Origin of the sequence: Demequina subtropica (assembly GCF_000971235.1) — a bacterium.
Classification (GTDB): Bacteria; Actinomycetota; Actinomycetes; order Actinomycetales; family Demequinaceae; genus Demequina; species Demequina subtropica.
Genome location: NZ_BBMB01000003.1, coordinates 123,009 through 139,411, shown reverse-complemented (window position 1 = coordinate 139,411; position 16,403 = coordinate 123,009). Strand labels below are relative to the sequence as shown.

Sequence of the window (16,403 nt, the reverse complement as noted above, 5' to 3'; positions counted from 1 at the left end):
GCTACGCGGGCTCGGTCTCCTCGGACTCCTGGGGCTCGCCGGAATCCTCCTGCTCGAGCGAGGCGATCCACTCCTCGGCCGCCGAGCTCGAGCCCAGGCCGGGGGAGTACTCGTCGATGTAGATCGTCTCGGCCTCGGGCTCGGCCGCGACCGGCTCCTCGTGCGGCGCGGCCGCGGAGATCGTCTCGGGGTCCTCGGCGAGCGCCGGCACGGCGCCCAGGCCGGAGACCGCGGCGAGCGCGCCGGTGCCCGGGGCGAGCTCGCCGAGGCCCTCGGGCAGCGTGCCCTCCTTGCGGGCGCGCTTGAACGCGGTGCGCACCTTGAGCTCGTAGGCGTGCTTCCGAGGCTGGGGGACCCGCGTGTGGAACAGCGGCCCCGTGAGGCGCACGCCGATGGTCGCGACGGTCGCGATCACCGTGGTGACGATCGGGTCGACGAACGAGATGAGCGTGCCGTAGGTGATCGCTCCGGCGAGGCCCGAGACCGCGTTCGGCGGTCCCAGGTACATGATCGACGAGGGCCGCCCCTGCAGGATGTCGGTGAGCATGAGCCCGCCCACGGACGCGATCATGCCGATCACCACGGCCGGCAGGATCTTCACCCCCGCGAGCAGCGCGGTGTTGACGCCCACGCACGCGAACAGGCCGATGATGATCGAGTCGAGCCACCACAGGAAGCGGCCCAGCTTGTGGAGGTAGTAGAGGAAGCCCATGCCGATCGCCGCCGCGACGAAGGCGGCCACGAAGTACAGGGGGTCGCGGATCGCGGCCGGCGGGAGGTTGCCGAGCAGCACGTCACGGATGATGCCGCCGCCGAAGCCCATCGCGGCCGCGAGCGTGAACACGCCGACGATGTCCGTGTGCTCGTCCTCGCCCGCGCGGATGGTGCCGCCGAGCGCCCCGAAGAACACCGCGAGCAGGTTGATGGCGAGGGGGAGCTCGAGGAGCTCGGGCAGGACCGTCACTACACGAGGGTACGTCCGTCGCCCTAGGCTCAGCGCATGACAGCGTCATCGTCCCGCCTGCTCCCGCCCGGTCAGGCGCTGCGGCTCGCGGCCATGCTCATCGCGGTCGTCCTGGGCATCGCGGTGGTCGTCGGGCTCGTCATGGGAGCCGGCGCCGGCGTCGGGGCCGCCCTCGGCGGCCTCATGGTGCTCGTGATGGCGCTCCAGCGCGGGCCGGTGTGGCATCCCGTGGTGCTCGGCATCGTCGTCGCCGCGCTCGCGGCGGCGGCGACCACGCAGGACGATGCCCCGGTGGCGGTGGGACTCCTGACCGCGGCCGCCGCGCTCGTCTCGGCGCCGGCGGTGCTGCGCTACGGCCCGGTGGTCGGGATCGCGCCCGTGGTGGTCGCCGCGGCCGGGACGGACGTCGCGACCATCGGTCCCGGCGCCGCGTTCGTGGGTGTCGCGCTCGGGGCCGCCGCGCTTCCGGCGATCGCCGCCGCGATGGGGCTCGCGAAGCTCGATCCGACGCCCCTCCCTGCGCGGATCGCGTGGCCGTACGTCGCCGCCCTGGCGGCGGGCAGCGGCGTCGCGATCGGGGTGGCGCGCGAGCTCGGCGTCGCGCATTCCATGTGGGTCGTGATCGCGCTCAGCGCGGTGCTCATCCCCGTGCGAGGCGAGACGGCGCCGCGTGCCCGCCGCCGCGTGCTGGGCACGGTGGCGGGCACGCTCGCCGGAGCGGTGCTCGCCTCGCTGATCCCGGGGTGGCTCGGAGCCGCGTGCGCGGTCCTCGCGGCCGTGATCGGCACGGGGTGGTCGCTCGCGCGGGACGAGGTCCGTGGGGCCGCGTTCACCGCTGCGGCGCTGGTGCTCGTCGCGGGTGTGGCCTCCGCCGCCGGCGCGTGGGATGCGGCGCTCCAGCGCATCGGCCTCACCGTGATCGGGGTCGTGCTCGCGATGCTGCTCGCGCTCGTGCTCGCGCGGCTCGAGCGGAGGGGCGAGCGTACGTGATCCGCGCCGCGACCCTGGAGGACCGCGACGCGATCGCGCGCATCTGCCTCCTCACCGGCGCGCAGGGAGGCGACGCGACGGGACGCTTCGGGGACGACACGGTGCTCGCGGACGTCTACGCGACGCCGTACCTCGACGGTCCGGGCGGCTTCTGCCTCGTGTGGGACGAGGGCGAGGGCGCCGTGGGCTATGTGCTCGGCACGTCGGACACCCGCGCGTTCCAGGAGTGGTTCGTGCATGAGTGGTGGCCGACGGTCGCGGCGGGCCATCCGCCGCGCACCGCCGCCGATGCGTGGCTCGTGCCCTCGGCAGCCGACCCCGCGAGGATGCTCATCCCGGAGCTCGACGCGTATCCCGCGCACCTCCACATCGACCTCCTGCCGGAGGCCCAGGGTCGGGGCGCGGGGCGCGCGCTCATCGAGGCGGCGTGCGCGCTGCTCGCCACGCGGGGAGCGCCGGGCGTCCACCTGGTCGCGGAACGCGCCAACGGGGGAGCGCAGGCGTTCTACCCGCGCGTCGGCTTCGAGGCGATCGCGTCGGACGATGCGGCGGTGACCTTCGCCCGTCGCCTCGCACGTCCCCGACTTGCGGAGTGAGTGCTCACTCACTTAGTGTGAGCCGGTGACCACCAAGGCGCGACGCGCGGCCCCCATGCCTGTCGAGGAGCGGCGCGCGCACATCGTCGACGCCGTGATCCCGCTCGTCCTCGAGCGGGGGACAGAGGTCACCACCCGCGAGATCGCGGAGGCGGCCGGCATCGCCGAGGGCACCGTGTTCCGCGCGTTCGCGGACAAGGAGGCGCTCCTCGACGCCGCGATCGCGAAGGTCATGGACCCGAGCGAGATCCTGGGATTCCTCGAGGAGGTCGACCCCACGCTCAGCCTCGAGACCAAGATCGAGCTCATCGTGAGCGTGCTCCACAGCCGCGTCTCGGGCGTGGTGCGCTTCATGACGGCGCTCGGCCCGCGCGACCATGCCCGACATGCGGGACCCGAGGGGCACGGCCATCGCAGGCCGCCGCTCGGCGAGGTCACCGGCGTGGTCGAGCGCCTGCTCGAGCCGGACAAGGACCGGATCCGGGTCCCCGTCGCGACAGCCGTCGATTATCTGCGCATCCTGGTGTTCGGCACCACGATGCCGTTCCTCACCACCGGTGGTGCCTCGGATCCTTCCGAGCTCGCCGACTTCATCCTGCGCGGTATCGCCAAGGAAGGGGACTGATCCCATGCTCTGGAGGCTGCTCGTCGCCTCGGTCAGGCCGTACTGGAGGCTCCTCGTCGGAGTAGTCGTGTTCCAGTGCGCGCAGGCCATCGTCAACCTGTACCTGCCGACCCTCAACGCCGACATCATCGACAAGGGCGTCGCCACCGGGGACACCGACTACATCTGGCGCATGGGCGGATGGATGCTGCTGCTGTCGCTCGTCGGCATCGTCTGCACCATCACGGCCGTGTACTTCGGCGCCAAGATCGCGATGCGCGTGGGCGCGGACCTGCGCCGCGACATCTTCGGCAAGGTCGCCTCGTTCTCCGAGGCGGAGGTCCAGCGCTTCGGCGCCCCCTCGCTCATCACCCGCACCAGCAACGACGTCCAGCAGGTCCAGATGCTCGTGCTGATGACCTGCACGCTGCTCATGACCACGCCCTTCACGCTCATCGGCGGCGTCATCCTCGCGATCGAGCAGGATCCGGCCCTCAGCTGGATCATGGCCGTCGCCATCCCGCTGCTGCTCGTCATCGTGCTGCTCATCGTGTGGCGGATGGTGCCGCACTTCCGCCGGATGCAGGTGCGCATCGACGGGATCAACCGCGTGCTGCGCGAGCAGCTCACCGGCATCCGCGTGGTCCGCGCGTTCGTGCGCGAGCCCATCGAGGAGCAGCGCTTCGGCGACGCGAACGCGCTCGTGACGGAGTCCGCGCTCAAGGCGGGCCGCCTCATGGCCGCGATGTTCCCGCTGGTCCTGCTCGTGGTGAACACCGGATCGGCCGCCGTCATCTGGTTCGGCGGCTACCGCATCGACGCGGGCGACATGCAGGTCGGCGCGCTCACCGCGTTCCTCAGCTACCTCATCCAGATCCTCTTCTCGGTCCTCATGGCGACGTTCCTCTTCGTGCTCGTGCCGCGCGCCGCCGTCTCCGCGGACCGCATCGGCGCCGTGCTCGACACCGACAGCTCGGTGCGCGAGGACGATGCCGCGGTCGAGGTCCCCCGGACCGGCGAGGTGGTCTTCGACAAGGTCACCTTCACCTACCCCGGCGCCGAGCAGCCGGTGCTCGCGGACATCTCCTTCACGGCCCGCCGCGGCACCACGACCGCGATCATCGGCTCGACCGGCGCCGGCAAGACCACGCTCATCAGCCTCATCCCGCGCCTCCACGACGCGACGTCGGGCACCGTGAGCGTCGGCGGCGTCGACGTGCGCGACGCGCAGCTCGAGTCCCTGTGGGCGCGCATCGGCCTGGTGCCCCAGCGTCCGTACCTGTTCGCCGGCACCGTCGGGTCCAACCTCCGCTACGGGCGCGAGGAGGCGACGGACGACGAGCTGTGGGAGGCGCTCGCGATCGCGCAGGGCGAGGACTTCGTGCGCGCGATGCCCGAGACCCTCGACAGCCCGATCGCGCAGGGCGGCACCACCGTGTCGGGCGGCCAGCGCCAGCGGCTCAGCATCGCCCGCGCGCTCGTGCGTCAGCCCGACGTGCTCATCTTCGACGACTCGTTCTCGGCCCTCGACACCGCGACGGACGCGCGGCTGCGCGCCGCGCTCGACCGCGAGGTCACCGACGCCACGGTGATCGTCGTCGCGCAGCGCGTCTCGAGCATCGTCGACGCGGACCAGATCCTCGTGATGGAGGACGGGCGCATCGTCGACCGCGGCACGCACAGCGAGCTGCTGCAGACCTCGCCCACCTACCAGGAGATCGTCAGTACCCAGCTGCGAGCCGAGGAGGTGGCCGGATGAGCGAGAACGCCACCGAGGAGAAGCAGGACGCCCCCCGTCCCCCGCAGCAGCGGCAGCACGGTCCCGGCGGGCCCGGCATGGGCGCGCCGACCGAGAAGGCCGGCAACTTCAAGGAGTCGGGCAAGCGCCTCGTGGGGCTGCTCCGGCCCGAGCTCGTGCTCGTGGCCGTCGTCGTCGTGCTCGGCATCGGCTCGGTCACCCTGTCGGTCGTCGGCCCGAAGATCCTGGGCAACGCCACCACCGTGATCTTCGAGGGCTTCCTCGCGGGCGGGGTCGACTTCCCCAAGCTCCACGGCATCCTGCTGTGGGTCGTGCTCATCTACATCGGCTCCGCCATCTTGGGGCTGCTGCAAGGCTTCATCCTCAACGGCGTCACGCAGCGCACCGTGTACCGGCTGCGCCAGAGCGTCGAGGACAAGATCCACCGCCTGCCGCTCAGCTACTTCGACCGCCACCAGCGCGGCGACCTGCTCAGCCGTGTCACCAACGACATCGACAACATCTCGCAGACGCTCCAGCAGACCCTGAGCCAGATCTTCACGTCCGTGCTCACCGTGATCGGCATCCTCGTGATGATGTTCTCGATCTCGTGGGAGCTCGCGCTGGTCGCGCTCGTGTCGATCCCGCTCACCGCGATCGTGGTGGCGCAGATCGCGAAGCGCTCGCAGCCCAAGTTCGTGGCCCAGTGGAAGCACACGGGCGACCTCAACTCGCAGATCGAGGAGGGCTACACCGGCCACGCGCTGGTCAAGGTCTTCGGGCGCGGGAAGCAGTCGCGCGAGGAGTTCGGCCGCAAGAACGAGGAGCTCTACGAGGCGAGCTTCGGCGCGCAGTTCATCTCGGGCATCATCATGCCGTCCGCGATGTTCATCGGGAACCTCGTGTACGTCGCGATCGCTGTGGTCGGCGGCCTGCGGGTCGCGAGCGGGACGATGACGCTCGGCGACGTGCAGGCGTTCATCCAGTACTCGCGCCAGTTCCAGCAGCCCGTGAGCCAGCTCGGCTCGATGGCCAACCTGCTGCAGTCGGGCGTCGCCTCGGCCGAGCGCGTGTTCGAGCTGCTCGACGCCGAGGAGCAGGGCGCGGACCCCGAGCCCGCGGAGAGCCCCAGGGACGACCACGGCCGCCTCGTGTTCGAGGACGTGTCCTTCCGCTACGTCGAGGACAAGCCGCTCATCGACAACCTCGACCTCGTGGTCGAGCCGGGCCGCACGGTCGCGATCGTGGGACCCACGGGAGCGGGCAAGACCACGCTGGTCAACCTGGTGATGCGCTTCTACGAGCTCACGAGCGGCCGCATCACGCTCGACGGCACCGACACCGCGGCGATGACCCGTGCGGACCTCCGTGCGCGGACCGGCATGGTGCTGCAGGACACGTGGCTCTTCGGGGGCACCATCCGCGACAACATCGCGTACGGCCGCACCGATGCGACGGAGGAGGAGATCCTCGCCGCCGCGAAGGCCGCCTACGTGGACAGGTTCGTGCACTCGCTGCCCGACGGCTACGACACCGTGCTGGACGACGACGCGACCAACCTCTCCGCAGGCGAGCGCCAGCTCGTCACCATCGCCCGCGCCTTCGTGGCGCAGCCGCAGGTGCTCATCCTCGACGAGGCGACCTCGTCCGTCGACACCCGCACCGAGCTGCTGGTCCAGCGCGCGATGGCCGACCTGCGCAAGGATCGCACCGCGTTCGTGATCGCGCACCGGCTGTCGACCATCCGCGACGCGGACCTCATCCTCGTGATGGAGCACGGCTCCATCGTGGAGCAGGGCAACCACGAGCAGCTGCTCAAGGCCAAGGGCGCGTACGCGCGGCTGTACGAGGCGCAGTTCGCCGCCCCCATCGAGGACGTCGAGCCGCCGATCGATCCCATCGACCCGACCACGGGCGAGCTCGCGACGGTCTTCGACGACCCGTCGGTGCCGCACCCGGGCGCCCCGCCGCACCGCGGCGAGGAGCTCGACGACGCCGCCGTCGACCGGACCTGAACCCGTCCGCATCGTCCCTCGCAGGGACGATGCGGACGGGGGTCCCGGGCGGGACGCGCCTACGATGCGGGCATGACCGACGACGCTCTGCGCACCCCCTCCGGCATGACCTCGCTCTGGTACGGAGGCGACTACAACCCCGAGCAGTGGCCTCGCGACGTGTGGGACGACGACATGCGCCTCATGCGCCGTGCGGGGGTCACCGTCGCCACCATCGGGGTGTTCTCGTGGGCGCGGCTCGAGCCGCGCGACGGCGAGTACGACTTCGCGTGGCTCGACGACCTCATGGACCTGCTGCATGCGAACGGCGTGCGCGCGGACCTCGCGACGGCGACCGCGTCGCCGCCCAAGTGGCTCGTCGACAAGCACCCCGAGATCCTGCCGGTCACGGCGGACGGCACGGTGCTCAGCTTCGGTGGGCGCCAGCACTACCGGCCGTCGTCCGCGGCGTACCGCGCGCATGCGACGCGCCTGGTCCGCGCGCTCGCGGAGCGCTACGGCACGCACCCCGCGCTCGAGGCCTGGCACGTCGGCAACGAGTACGGCTGCCACGTGTCGCGCGACTACTCCGACGAGTCCGCGGTGGGCTTCCGCGTCTGGCTCCGCGAGCGCTACGGCGACATCGAGAGCCTCAACGCCGCATGGGGCACGGCCTTCTGGTCGCAGCGGTACACGGAGTTCGCCCAGGTCGACCCGCCGCGCGTCACGCCTGCCGGGACCAACCCGACGCAGACCCTCGACTTCGACCGCTACAGCTCGGACGAGCTCCGCGCGTGCCTGCGCGCCGAGATCGCGGTGCTCCGCGAGGTGACGCCCGGCATCCCCATCACCACGAACTTCATGGGGTTCTTCAAGAACATCGACTACTGGACCTGGGCCGACGATCTCGACTTCATCTCGGACGACCTCTACCCGGACCCCGAGGACCCGGAGTCACCCATGCTCGCCGCGATGGCGCGCGACCTCATGCGCTCGCTCGGCGGCGGCCGTCCCTGGATCCTCATGGAGCAGGCGACCAGCGCGGTCAACTGGCGCGAGTTCAACGCGCCCAAGCCCGCGGGCATGCATCGTCTCCTGTCGCTCCAGTCGATCGCGCGCGGCGCGGACGGGATCATGCAGTTCCAGTGGCGCGCGTCCCAGGCGGGCTCGGAGAAGTTCCACGCCGCGATGGTGCCTCACGCGGGCGAGGACTCGCGGATCTTCCGCGAGACCGAGGCGCTCGGCGCCGAGCTCGCGTCGCTCGCGGACATCCGCGGGGAACGATGCGAGGCCCGGGTCGCGATGGTCGTCGACTGGCCGTCGTGGTGGGCGCTCGAGCAGGCGTCGATGCCGTCGCGGCTGTCCTACCTCGAGCAGCTCATCCGCTGGTACCGCGCGCTGTGGCGCCGCGGCGTGCTGGTCGACATGGTGGCCGCGACGGGGGACCTCGGCGGCTACGACGTGGTGATCGCCGCGGGGGCCATCTCCCTGGAGGACGCCGCGGTCGAGAACCTCGCGGGTGTCCCCGCGCGCGGCGGGCAGCTCGTGGTCGGCTACCAGACGGCGGTGCTCGACGAGCAGGCGCACGCGCGCCTCGGCGGCTACCTGGGCTCGCTTCAGGAGCCGCTCGGCGTGCGGGTCGAGGAGCTGTGGCCGCTGCGCACCGGGAGCATCGCGGGCCTCGCCGAGGGTCCGGTGTCCGAGTGGGGCGAGCTGGTGCGCGTCCGCGACGCCCAGGTGCTCGCGACCTTCGTGGGCTCCGACGACCTCGACGGGCAGCCGGCGATCACGCGCAAGGCGCACGGGGACGGCGCGGCGTTCTACGTCGCGACCGCACCCGAGCGCATCGGCGCGGTGGTCGAGCGCGTGCTCGCGGACGCGGGCGTGCCGTGGACGGCCCTTCCCGAGGGCGTCGAGGTGGTGACGCGAGGCGACCGGACGTTCGTGCTCAACCACGCCCCCGCATCGTGCACGGTGACGGTGGGCGACCGGGACGTGCACGTGGGGCCGCGGGACGTGATGGTCCTGCGCGGCTGACCTCCCGCGGCTCCGCCACACGAGAGAGGCAGAACCACGGCGATTCACGGGCTGTAGATCGCGACATGCCGACGACACGCCGGTGAGTGTGTGGCGGAGCCGCGAATCGGTGTGGCGGAGCCGCCGCGGTCAGGAGGTCGGCGCCTCGAGGTGGTCCGCATCGAACGTATAGGTGGGGACCAGCTCGATCTCGATGAGCGAGATGTCGAGGCCGTCCTCCTCCATGGCGTCGTACACCTTGGCCATGTCCGGCAGGGGAGGCTCGCCCTTGACGATCACGTGGACCTTGCCGCCCTCGCGCGGCGTGATCGACACGAGGTCCCAGCGGGTGCCCTCGGTCGCCTCGTTGACGAAGTTGGTGACGCGGCCCATGCGCGAGCGCGACTCGATCGTCTGCGCGGTGGAGTAGGCGAGCGGCACCGTCACGAGCACGAGCAGGACGATCGTCGTGAGGTACGCGCGGGCGCGGCGGCGGCGCTCCGCCTCCTTGTCCTCGGCCATCTCGATGCGCACGTTCGCGAAGCCGTAGATGGCCATCACCACGGAGCCCGTCGCGAGGATCGCGGCGACGTTGGTGAGGAACAGCAGGAGCGCGCCCGCCGCCTGCGCCCACGCGCCGGACTCCGCCGTGAGACCCACCACGGTCAGCGGAGGGACCAGCGAGATCGCGATCGCGACGCCGGGAAGCGTGTCGGAGATGTCCGAGCGCAGCAGCGCGATCGAGCCCACCACGCCGGTCGCGAGCGCCGCGAGGAGGTCGACCACGCCGGGGGACACGCGCCCCGCGACCTGCGCGTTGGTCGCCGCCGTGATCGGCTGGATCACGATCAGCCCGATGACGAAGCCCACGCCGATCGCCGCGGTCGCGCCCGCGATCATGATGGTGACGGAGCGCACCAGGTTCCGGTGATCGCCCAGGACGGTCGAGAGCATCGTCCCCTGGATGGGCCGCATGAGCGGCGCGACGATCATCGCGCCGATCACGGTCGCGGTGGAGTCCGCGACCACGCCCGCGGTCGCGATCACCGAGGCGAGGATGAGGAGCAGCCAGAAGCGGGTGTGCTGCGAGCGCGCGGTCCGGCCCTCGAAGAGCACCGCGTCGCGCATGTAGTCGACGGAGTTGAGCTTCGCGCCCCAGCGAGTCGCGCGGGGCGTGGACGCCGGGGTCGTCACCCCAGGAGCTTCGCCTTGGCCGCCGCGAACTCCGCGTCGGACAGGATGCCCGCCTCCTTCATCTGCGCGAGCTTCTGGAGCTCCGCCATGAGGTCGCCGCCGCCGCCGGCGGCCGGCGCCGCCTCGACCTGAGCCGGGGCCGGTGCGGCCTTGAGCGCGGCGAGCTCCGCCTGCATCGCGGCCATCTGCGCCTGCGACTGCTGCTGCTGGTACACCTGCTGCTCGGCCGCGTACTGCTCCGCCTGGGCCTGCTGCTCCTTGGCGGACCAGCGCTGGTTCTGGCGGCGCGACACGTTGCCGCCCACCGCCTGCGCGGTCCCGGCGATGACCGCCGTCCGCGCCATGGTCCCGATCAGACCCGGTCGTCCCATCCTGCGCATCGTCGCTCTCCTTGCTCTCGTGCCCGTGAACCCCTACGCCTCGGCGCTCACCGCGTCGAGGACCTCCTGCACCACCGGCCCCGGGATGCGCACCGTGTCGAGCAGCTCGCCGCCGTTCGCGATGATCGCATCGCGCAGCGGCACCACCCACGAGTGCTCGAAGCACAGGATCGCCGCGGTGCCGCCGGGCGGGAGCGCCTCGACCACGATCTCGGCGTCCTCGTCGTTGAGCAGCCCGTCCATGCGCGCGAGGAGGTCGCTGAGCGCGGCCACGTCCTCGTCGTCGGTGACCTCGGCGAGCTCGAGGATCTCGACCGCGCCCTCGGCGTCCTTGCGCACGATCACGGCATCGACGAGCGAGATGACGCCCGTCTCCACGAGCCGACGCAGCTCGGGGAGGATCGAACCGTCGAAGCGGTCCTCCGGGAAGGCGATGGTGACGATCTCTACCGGTCCGATCACGGCGCAGCTCCTCGGATGTCGATGCCGTTCGGGGCGCCTCGGTTGCGCCCTCCATTTCGCAGGCTAGGCCCGTGGACGATGCGCGGCAACAGGAGCGGCGGTCGCGTCGACACCCCGGAACACGAGGGGTGATTGTGTCACGGGGGGCCGCGGTGGTAACCTGGGTGCGCTTCCACCGGAAGGCGCACGTCGCCCCGGGGAGCGCAATCCACGTTGCAGGCGTCTGACGATGATGTCTTGGTCAGCCGTACCCACGTGGATGATCTCGCACTTCTGGAGCCACAGGGGCTCGTGCGATGAAGGGAAATTACGTGACTGACACGACCGTGGCGCCCGACCAGACCGCCACCCTGTCCGCGATGAAGCTTGCCCAGCTCCAGGCGCTCGCCGCCGAGCTCGGTGTCTCCGGAACCGCGCGCATGCGCAAGGCCGACCTGGTCGAGGCGATCAAGAACGGCGGCGTGGTGCCGGCCAAGCAGAAGGCCGACGCTCCCGCCGCGAAGCCGGCCAAGGAGGCCGCGAAGCAGGACTCGAAGCAGGACGCCGCCGAGGCGCCGCAGGGCGAGCGCCGTGCGCGCGGCTCGCGCCGCGCATCGTCCCCCCAGTCCGCGCCCCAGGCCCCGGCCGAGGGCGACAAGGCCGAGGACCGCGCGCGCCGCGCCAAGGAGGCCGTGAACCTCGACCTGCCGCGCGGCGACCGCCAGCCCGAGCCCGCCTCCGAGGACGCCGAGGACCGCGCGCGCCGCGCCAAGGAGGCCGTGAGCCTCGACCTGCCGCGCGGCGACCGCGAGGAGGGCGACGACGAGCAGGGCCAGCGCCAGCAGGGCCAGCGCCCGCAGCAGGGCCAGCAGGCCGACGACGACGAGCGCGGCGGTCGACGCCGCCGGGGTCGCGGCCGTGGCCGCGGCCGTGGCCGCGAGCGCGATGTGGTCGAGGTCGCCGGCCCGCCGCAGCACGACGAGGACGACGCTCGCGACGACGAGGAGCTGACGCCCGTCGGCGGCATCGTCGACATCCTCGACAACTACGCGTTCATCCGCACCACCGGCTACCTGCCCGGCAAGTCGGACGTCTACGTGTCGATGAACCAGATCAAGAAGTACGGCCTGCGCAAGGGTGACGCGATCACCGGCACCGTCCGCCCGCCCCGCCCGGGCGAGCGCGGCCAGCGTCAGAAGTTCAACGCGCTCGCGGGCGTCGACAAGGTCAACGGCATGCCGACCGAGGAGGCGCGCAACCGCCCCGCGTTCGGCGACCTCACGCCGCTGTACCCGCAGCACCGCCTCCACCTCGAGACCGAGCCGCGCAACATGACCAACCGCGTGATCGACCTCGTGGCGCCGATCGGCAAGGGCCAGCGCGGCCTCATCGTGTCGCCGCCCAAGGCCGGCAAGACCCTGGTGCTGCAGTCGATCGCCAACGCGATCACCACCAACAACCCCGAGGTCCACCTCATGGTCGTGCTCGTCGACGAGCGCCCCGAGGAGGTCACGGACATGCAGCGCACGGTCAAGGGCGAGGTCATCGCCTCGACCTTCGACCGTCCCGCCGACGACCACACCACGGTCGCCGAGCTTGCGATCGAGCGTGCGAAGCGCCTGGTCGAGATGGGCCACGACGTCGTCGTGCTGCTCGACTCGATCACCCGCCTGGGCCGCGCCTACAACATCTCCGCGCCGGCCTCCGGCCGCATCCTCTCGGGTGGCGTCGACTCGTCGGCGCTGTACCCGCCCAAGCGCTTCTTCGGCGCCGCGCGCAACATCGAGAACGGCGGCTCGCTCACCATCCTCGCGACCGCGCTCGTGGAGACCGGCTCGAAGGCCGACGAGGTGATCTTCGAGGAGTTCAAGGGCACCGGAAACATGGAGCTCAAGCTCTCGCGCACCCTCGCCGACCGCCGCATCTTCCCGGCTGTCGACGTCAACGCGTCGGGCACGCGCCGCGAGGAGATCCTCATGAGCGCCGAGGAGCTCAAGATCATGTGGAAGCTGCGCCGCGTCCTTACCGGGCTCGAGCAGCAGCAGGCCATCGAGGTGCTCCTGGGCAAGCTCAAGGAGAACAAGACCAACGCCGAGTTCCTCATGCAGGTCGCCAAGACCACGCCGGGGATGGACGAGGAGAAGTAGCCCTCGCTCGGAGCGTGAAGGCCGGGTCCGCCGCATGGCGGGCCCGGCCTTTTCGTGCTCCTGCGGGGCGCTCGCGCGCGATTCGTGCGTGATGCGAGGGACGATGCGTGGTTCGTCTTGCGCGCGGCGGAGAACATTGCCATATGGTGACCTTGTGCTCAAAGCGTAGTAATTCATGCGTTTCGGGCATGGCGCCGATGCCGTGGGCCCCATCAGAGCCGCAGGGCGGAGGCGTGCAGCACGGCGGTCGCAAGCGCGCGGCCGCCTTGTATCGCGTCGCATCCGTCATCAGCGGGTGCGGCGTCCCTCAACCCGGGAGGCATACGTGCGCAAGAAACTGTTGGCAACCACCACCCTGATGATCCTCGGAGCGGGCATGGCGGCGGCACCCGCCGCGACCGCGTCGAGCATCGTCCCGCCGGACGATGCGGGCACCGCCGAGGCGATCCCCTCCGACAACATGCCCAACCCGCTCGACGAGAAGCGCTCGGCGCTGCGCGAGGCGGCGATCACGGGCGTGCTCGACGGCGATCTCACGGTGGAGAAGCGCGGCGACAGCACCGTCGTCAAGGTCGGCGAGGAGGTCGAGACCACCCAGGCGAGCGGGGGGCGCGGCTCCACCAAGGGCTCGAAGGGTTCGAAGGGCCACGAGCCCAAGACCAAGGACCAGTACGTCGAGCTGTCGCGCGAGGCGACCGACCGCATCTTCGTGGTGCTCGCCGAGTTCGGCGACACGCCGAACCCGTACGGCGCGGCCGAGGATGCGCAGCGCACGGAGGGCCCGCTCCACAACGAGATCCCCGAGCCCGACCGGTCGGTGGACAACAGCACGGTCTGGCAGGCCGACTACTCGTCGGACTACTTCCAGAACCTCTACTTCGGCGACGACGAGTCGCTCAAGGACTACTACGAGACCCAGTCGTCGGGCCGCTACAGCGTCGACGGCGAGGTCACGGACTGGGTCAAGGTCGACTACACGCAGGGCCGCTACGGCACCGACCTGTGCGGATCGATCGTGTGCTCGAGCGTCTGGGCGCTCGTGCGCGACGCCGCGAACGTCTGGTACGAGGACCAGCTCGCGCAGGGACGGTCGGTCGAGGAGGTGAACGCGGACCTGCAGTCGTTCGACCAGTGGGACCGCTACGACTTCGACGGCGACGGCGACTTCAACGAGCCCGACGGCTACATCGACCACTTCCAGATCGTGCACGCGGGCGGCGACCAGGCCGACGGCGACCCGATCTACGGCTCCGACGCCATCTGGTCGCACCGCTGGTACGCCTACTACAACTACGCGGGGCAGACCGGTCCTCAGGGCAACCTGCTGGGCGGCACCCAGATCGGCTCGTCCGGGATCTGGATCGGCGACTACACGATGCAGCCGGAGAACGGCGGGCGCAGCGTGTTCTACCACGAGTACGGTCACGACCTCGGTCTGCCCGACGACTACAACGTGCAGTCCGGCGGCGACAACAACAACGAGTACTGGACGCTCATGGCGCAGAGCAGGCTCGGCGCCAAGACGGACGGCGGCATCGGCGAGCGCGGCGGCGACCTGGGGGCGTGGAACAAGCTCCAGCTCGGCTGGCTCGACTACGAGTACGTCGAGGCGGGGGACAGGGCGACGGTGGACCTCGGTCCGTCGGAGTACAACACCAAGAAGCCGCAGGCCCTCATCGTGGGCCTTCCCGAGAAGACCGTGACCACGGATCTCGGCGCCCCGGCGAGCGGCGACTACCAGTGGTACTCCGGGTCCGCCGACGACCTCACGAGCACCCTCACCCGTGAGGTGACGCTGCCCGAGGGCTCCCCGGAGCTCACGTTCCAGACCCGCTACGACATCGAGGAGGGCTACGACTACCTCTACGTGGAGGTCGACAGCGGTGGCGGCTTCGTGCCGATCCCGGGCTCGATCACCACGGTGGACGAGCCGGCGTCGACGGACGGCACCCAGGCCACCTGGACCGCCGCATCGTACGACCTCAGCGCCTTCGCGGGGCAGACCGTCTCGCTGCGGCTGCGGTACACCACGGACGGCGGCGTCGCGGGCAACGACCCTGACGTCGTGGACGGGGTGTTCCTCGACGACCTCGCGATCGACGGCGTCTTCAGCGACGGCGCCGAGGATGGTGACGGCGGCTGGACGGTCGACGGCTTCACCGCGGTCGGGACCTCGAGCACGCAGGACTACCCGAACTACTACATCGCGGCGAACCGCTCGTACACCTCGTACGACCGCTACCTCGAGACCGGGCCGTACTTCTTCGGCTACGGGAGCGCCAAGCCGGACTGGGTCGACCACTTCTCCTACCAGGAGGGGCTGCTCATCTCGTATTGGGACCTGTCCTACTCGGACAACGACACGTTCGCCCACCCGGGCAACGGCCGCAACCTCTACATCGACTCGCACCCGAAGCCGATGAAGGACGTCAACGGCAACTACTGGCGCGCACGCGTCCAGGTCTACGACGCGCCGTTCAGCAAGCGCAGGGCGGACTCGTTCACCCTGCACATCGCCGGGGTCCCGAGCTTCATCAAGGGCTCGGCCGGCAACGCGGTGTTCGACGACACCGACACCTACTGGTACCCCGAGCTGCCGAACCACGGCGTCAAGCTCCCCGCCGCAGGCGTGGAGATCCGCGTGGTCAAGCAGCAGGGCACGTCGATGACGGTCCGCGTGAGCTGATCGTCGGATGACCGCGCGGCGGCGCCCGGGGCCTCGGCTTCCGGGCGCCGTCCCGCGTCTCCCGCGTCGCGCCTTCCGTCTCCCGCGTCCCGCCTTCCGTCTCCCGCGTCCCGCCTTCCGTCGCCCGCATCGCGCCTTCCGTCGCCCGCCCGCAAGGCGGAGGATGGAAGGGTGCGCAGTCTCCTCGCTCCGGTGGGCGTCGCCCTGGTGGCGGCGATGATGGCCGCGTGCGGCCCGGCGTCCCCCGGCGACGATGCGACGGGCGGGTCTACGCCTTCGGCGCCCTCCGCGCCCGCCAGCACGCCGAGCTCGACCACGGCGACGCCCATGTCGCCGTCGGAGCTGCCGACCCTGCCGACGCCGACCGCGCCTCCGAGCGCGCCGACCGACGTGGTCCCGTCCGGGGTCCTCGCCGGACACGTGACGGCGCTCACGGACGGGTGCACCGAGGTCACCACGGATGACGGCGTCGCCTGGTCGCTGGTCGGCGCGGTGCCCGATGTCTTGGCCGTGGGGGACACGGTGACCGCCAAGGTCGAGGAGCTCGGCACGGACGACGTGCCCTGTGGCGACGGGATGCCCGCGAGGTTGGTCTCGCTCCTCATCGTCCAGTAGCTGCAGCGCCCGCCCCGCTCCGCTGCCGGCCCCGCCCC

Annotated in this window: 13 protein-coding genes; 9 read left to right on the top strand and 4 right to left on the bottom strand. The window is 71.1% G+C overall.

The annotated features are described in order from the left end of the window. Window position 1: 1 nt before the first annotated feature. Entirely contained in the window at window positions 2-964 is a 963-nt protein-coding gene (locus tag AOM06_RS03125; protein ID WP_062302610.1) for a trimeric intracellular cation channel family protein, read from the bottom strand. 36 nt (window positions 965-1,000) lie between these two features. On the opposite strand from AOM06_RS03125, the gene AOM06_RS03120 reads away from it, so the two are divergent. The 6 genes from AOM06_RS03120 (at window position 1,001) to AOM06_RS03095 (ending at window position 8,923) form a co-directional block, all read left to right on the top strand. Next, on the top strand, window positions 1,001-1,954 hold the full coding sequence (locus AOM06_RS03120; protein WP_062302607.1) for an FUSC family protein: 954 nt from the start codon (window positions 1,001-1,003) through the stop codon (window positions 1,952-1,954). Then, window positions 1,951-2,550, top strand: coding sequence for a GNAT family N-acetyltransferase (locus AOM06_RS03115; protein ID WP_062302604.1), 600 nt, complete (start codon window positions 1,951-1,953; stop codon window positions 2,548-2,550). The genes AOM06_RS03120 and AOM06_RS03115 overlap by 4 nt, the downstream gene beginning before the upstream one ends. A 25-nt stretch (window positions 2,551-2,575) precedes the next feature. Beyond that, complete coding sequence (locus AOM06_RS03110) at window positions 2,576-3,175, top strand: TetR/AcrR family transcriptional regulator (RefSeq protein ID WP_062302600.1); 600 nt, start codon at window positions 2,576-2,578, stop codon at window positions 3,173-3,175. Window positions 3,176-3,179: 4 nt separating this feature from the next. Further along, window positions 3,180-4,913 carry an ABC transporter ATP-binding protein gene (locus AOM06_RS03105; RefSeq protein WP_062302597.1) on the top strand — a complete coding sequence of 578 codons (1,734 nt, stop codon included), beginning with the start codon at window positions 3,180-3,182 and terminating at the stop codon, window positions 4,911-4,913. Next, a complete protein-coding gene (locus AOM06_RS03100) occupies window positions 4,910-6,907 on the top strand; it encodes an ABC transporter ATP-binding protein (protein WP_082105260.1) in 1,998 nt (665 codons plus the stop codon). The genes AOM06_RS03105 and AOM06_RS03100 overlap by 4 nt, the downstream gene beginning before the upstream one ends. A 72-nt stretch (window positions 6,908-6,979) precedes the next feature. Then, on the top strand, window positions 6,980-8,923 hold the full coding sequence (locus AOM06_RS03095; protein WP_062302594.1) for a beta-galactosidase: 1,944 nt from the start codon (window positions 6,980-6,982) through the stop codon (window positions 8,921-8,923). A 129-nt stretch (window positions 8,924-9,052) separates the two neighbouring features. Here AOM06_RS03095 and AOM06_RS03090 read toward each other — a convergent pair whose 3' ends face one another. The 3 genes from AOM06_RS03090 to AOM06_RS03080 are packed head-to-tail and all read right to left on the bottom strand — an operon-like array spanning window position 9,053 to window position 10,938. After that, a complete protein-coding gene (locus AOM06_RS03090; protein WP_062302591.1) occupies window positions 9,053-10,096 on the bottom strand; it encodes a TIGR00341 family protein in 1,044 nt (347 codons plus the stop codon). Continuing rightward, window positions 10,093-10,476, bottom strand: coding sequence for an SHOCT domain-containing protein (locus tag AOM06_RS03085; protein ID WP_369401395.1), 384 nt, complete (start codon window positions 10,474-10,476; stop codon window positions 10,093-10,095). The genes AOM06_RS03090 and AOM06_RS03085 overlap by 4 nt, the downstream gene beginning before the upstream one ends. A gap of 33 nt (window positions 10,477-10,509) precedes the next feature. Then, window positions 10,510-10,938, bottom strand: a complete 429-nt coding sequence (locus AOM06_RS03080; protein WP_062302584.1) for a DUF6325 family protein — start codon at window positions 10,936-10,938, stop codon at window positions 10,510-10,512. A 311-nt stretch (window positions 10,939-11,249) separates the two neighbouring features. Here AOM06_RS03080 and rho point away from each other — a divergent pair, with 311 nt between their 5' ends. From rho to AOM06_RS03065, 3 genes are all read left to right on the top strand, one after another. After that, complete coding sequence (gene rho, locus AOM06_RS03075) at window positions 11,250-13,064, top strand: transcription termination factor Rho (protein ID WP_267127760.1); 1,815 nt, start codon at window positions 11,250-11,252, stop codon at window positions 13,062-13,064. 340 nt (window positions 13,065-13,404) lie between these two features. After that, window positions 13,405-15,750 (top strand): immune inhibitor A domain-containing protein, encoded by a 2,346-nt coding sequence (locus AOM06_RS03070; RefSeq protein WP_228372831.1) that lies wholly within the window; start codon window positions 13,405-13,407, stop codon window positions 15,748-15,750. Window positions 15,751-15,921: 171 nt separating this feature from the next. Next, the gene (locus AOM06_RS03065; protein ID WP_156163555.1) at window positions 15,922-16,365 is read left to right on the top strand and encodes a hypothetical protein; all 444 of its coding nucleotides are present in this window, start codon (window positions 15,922-15,924) and stop codon (window positions 16,363-16,365) included. Window positions 16,366-16,403 lie beyond the last annotated feature (38 nt).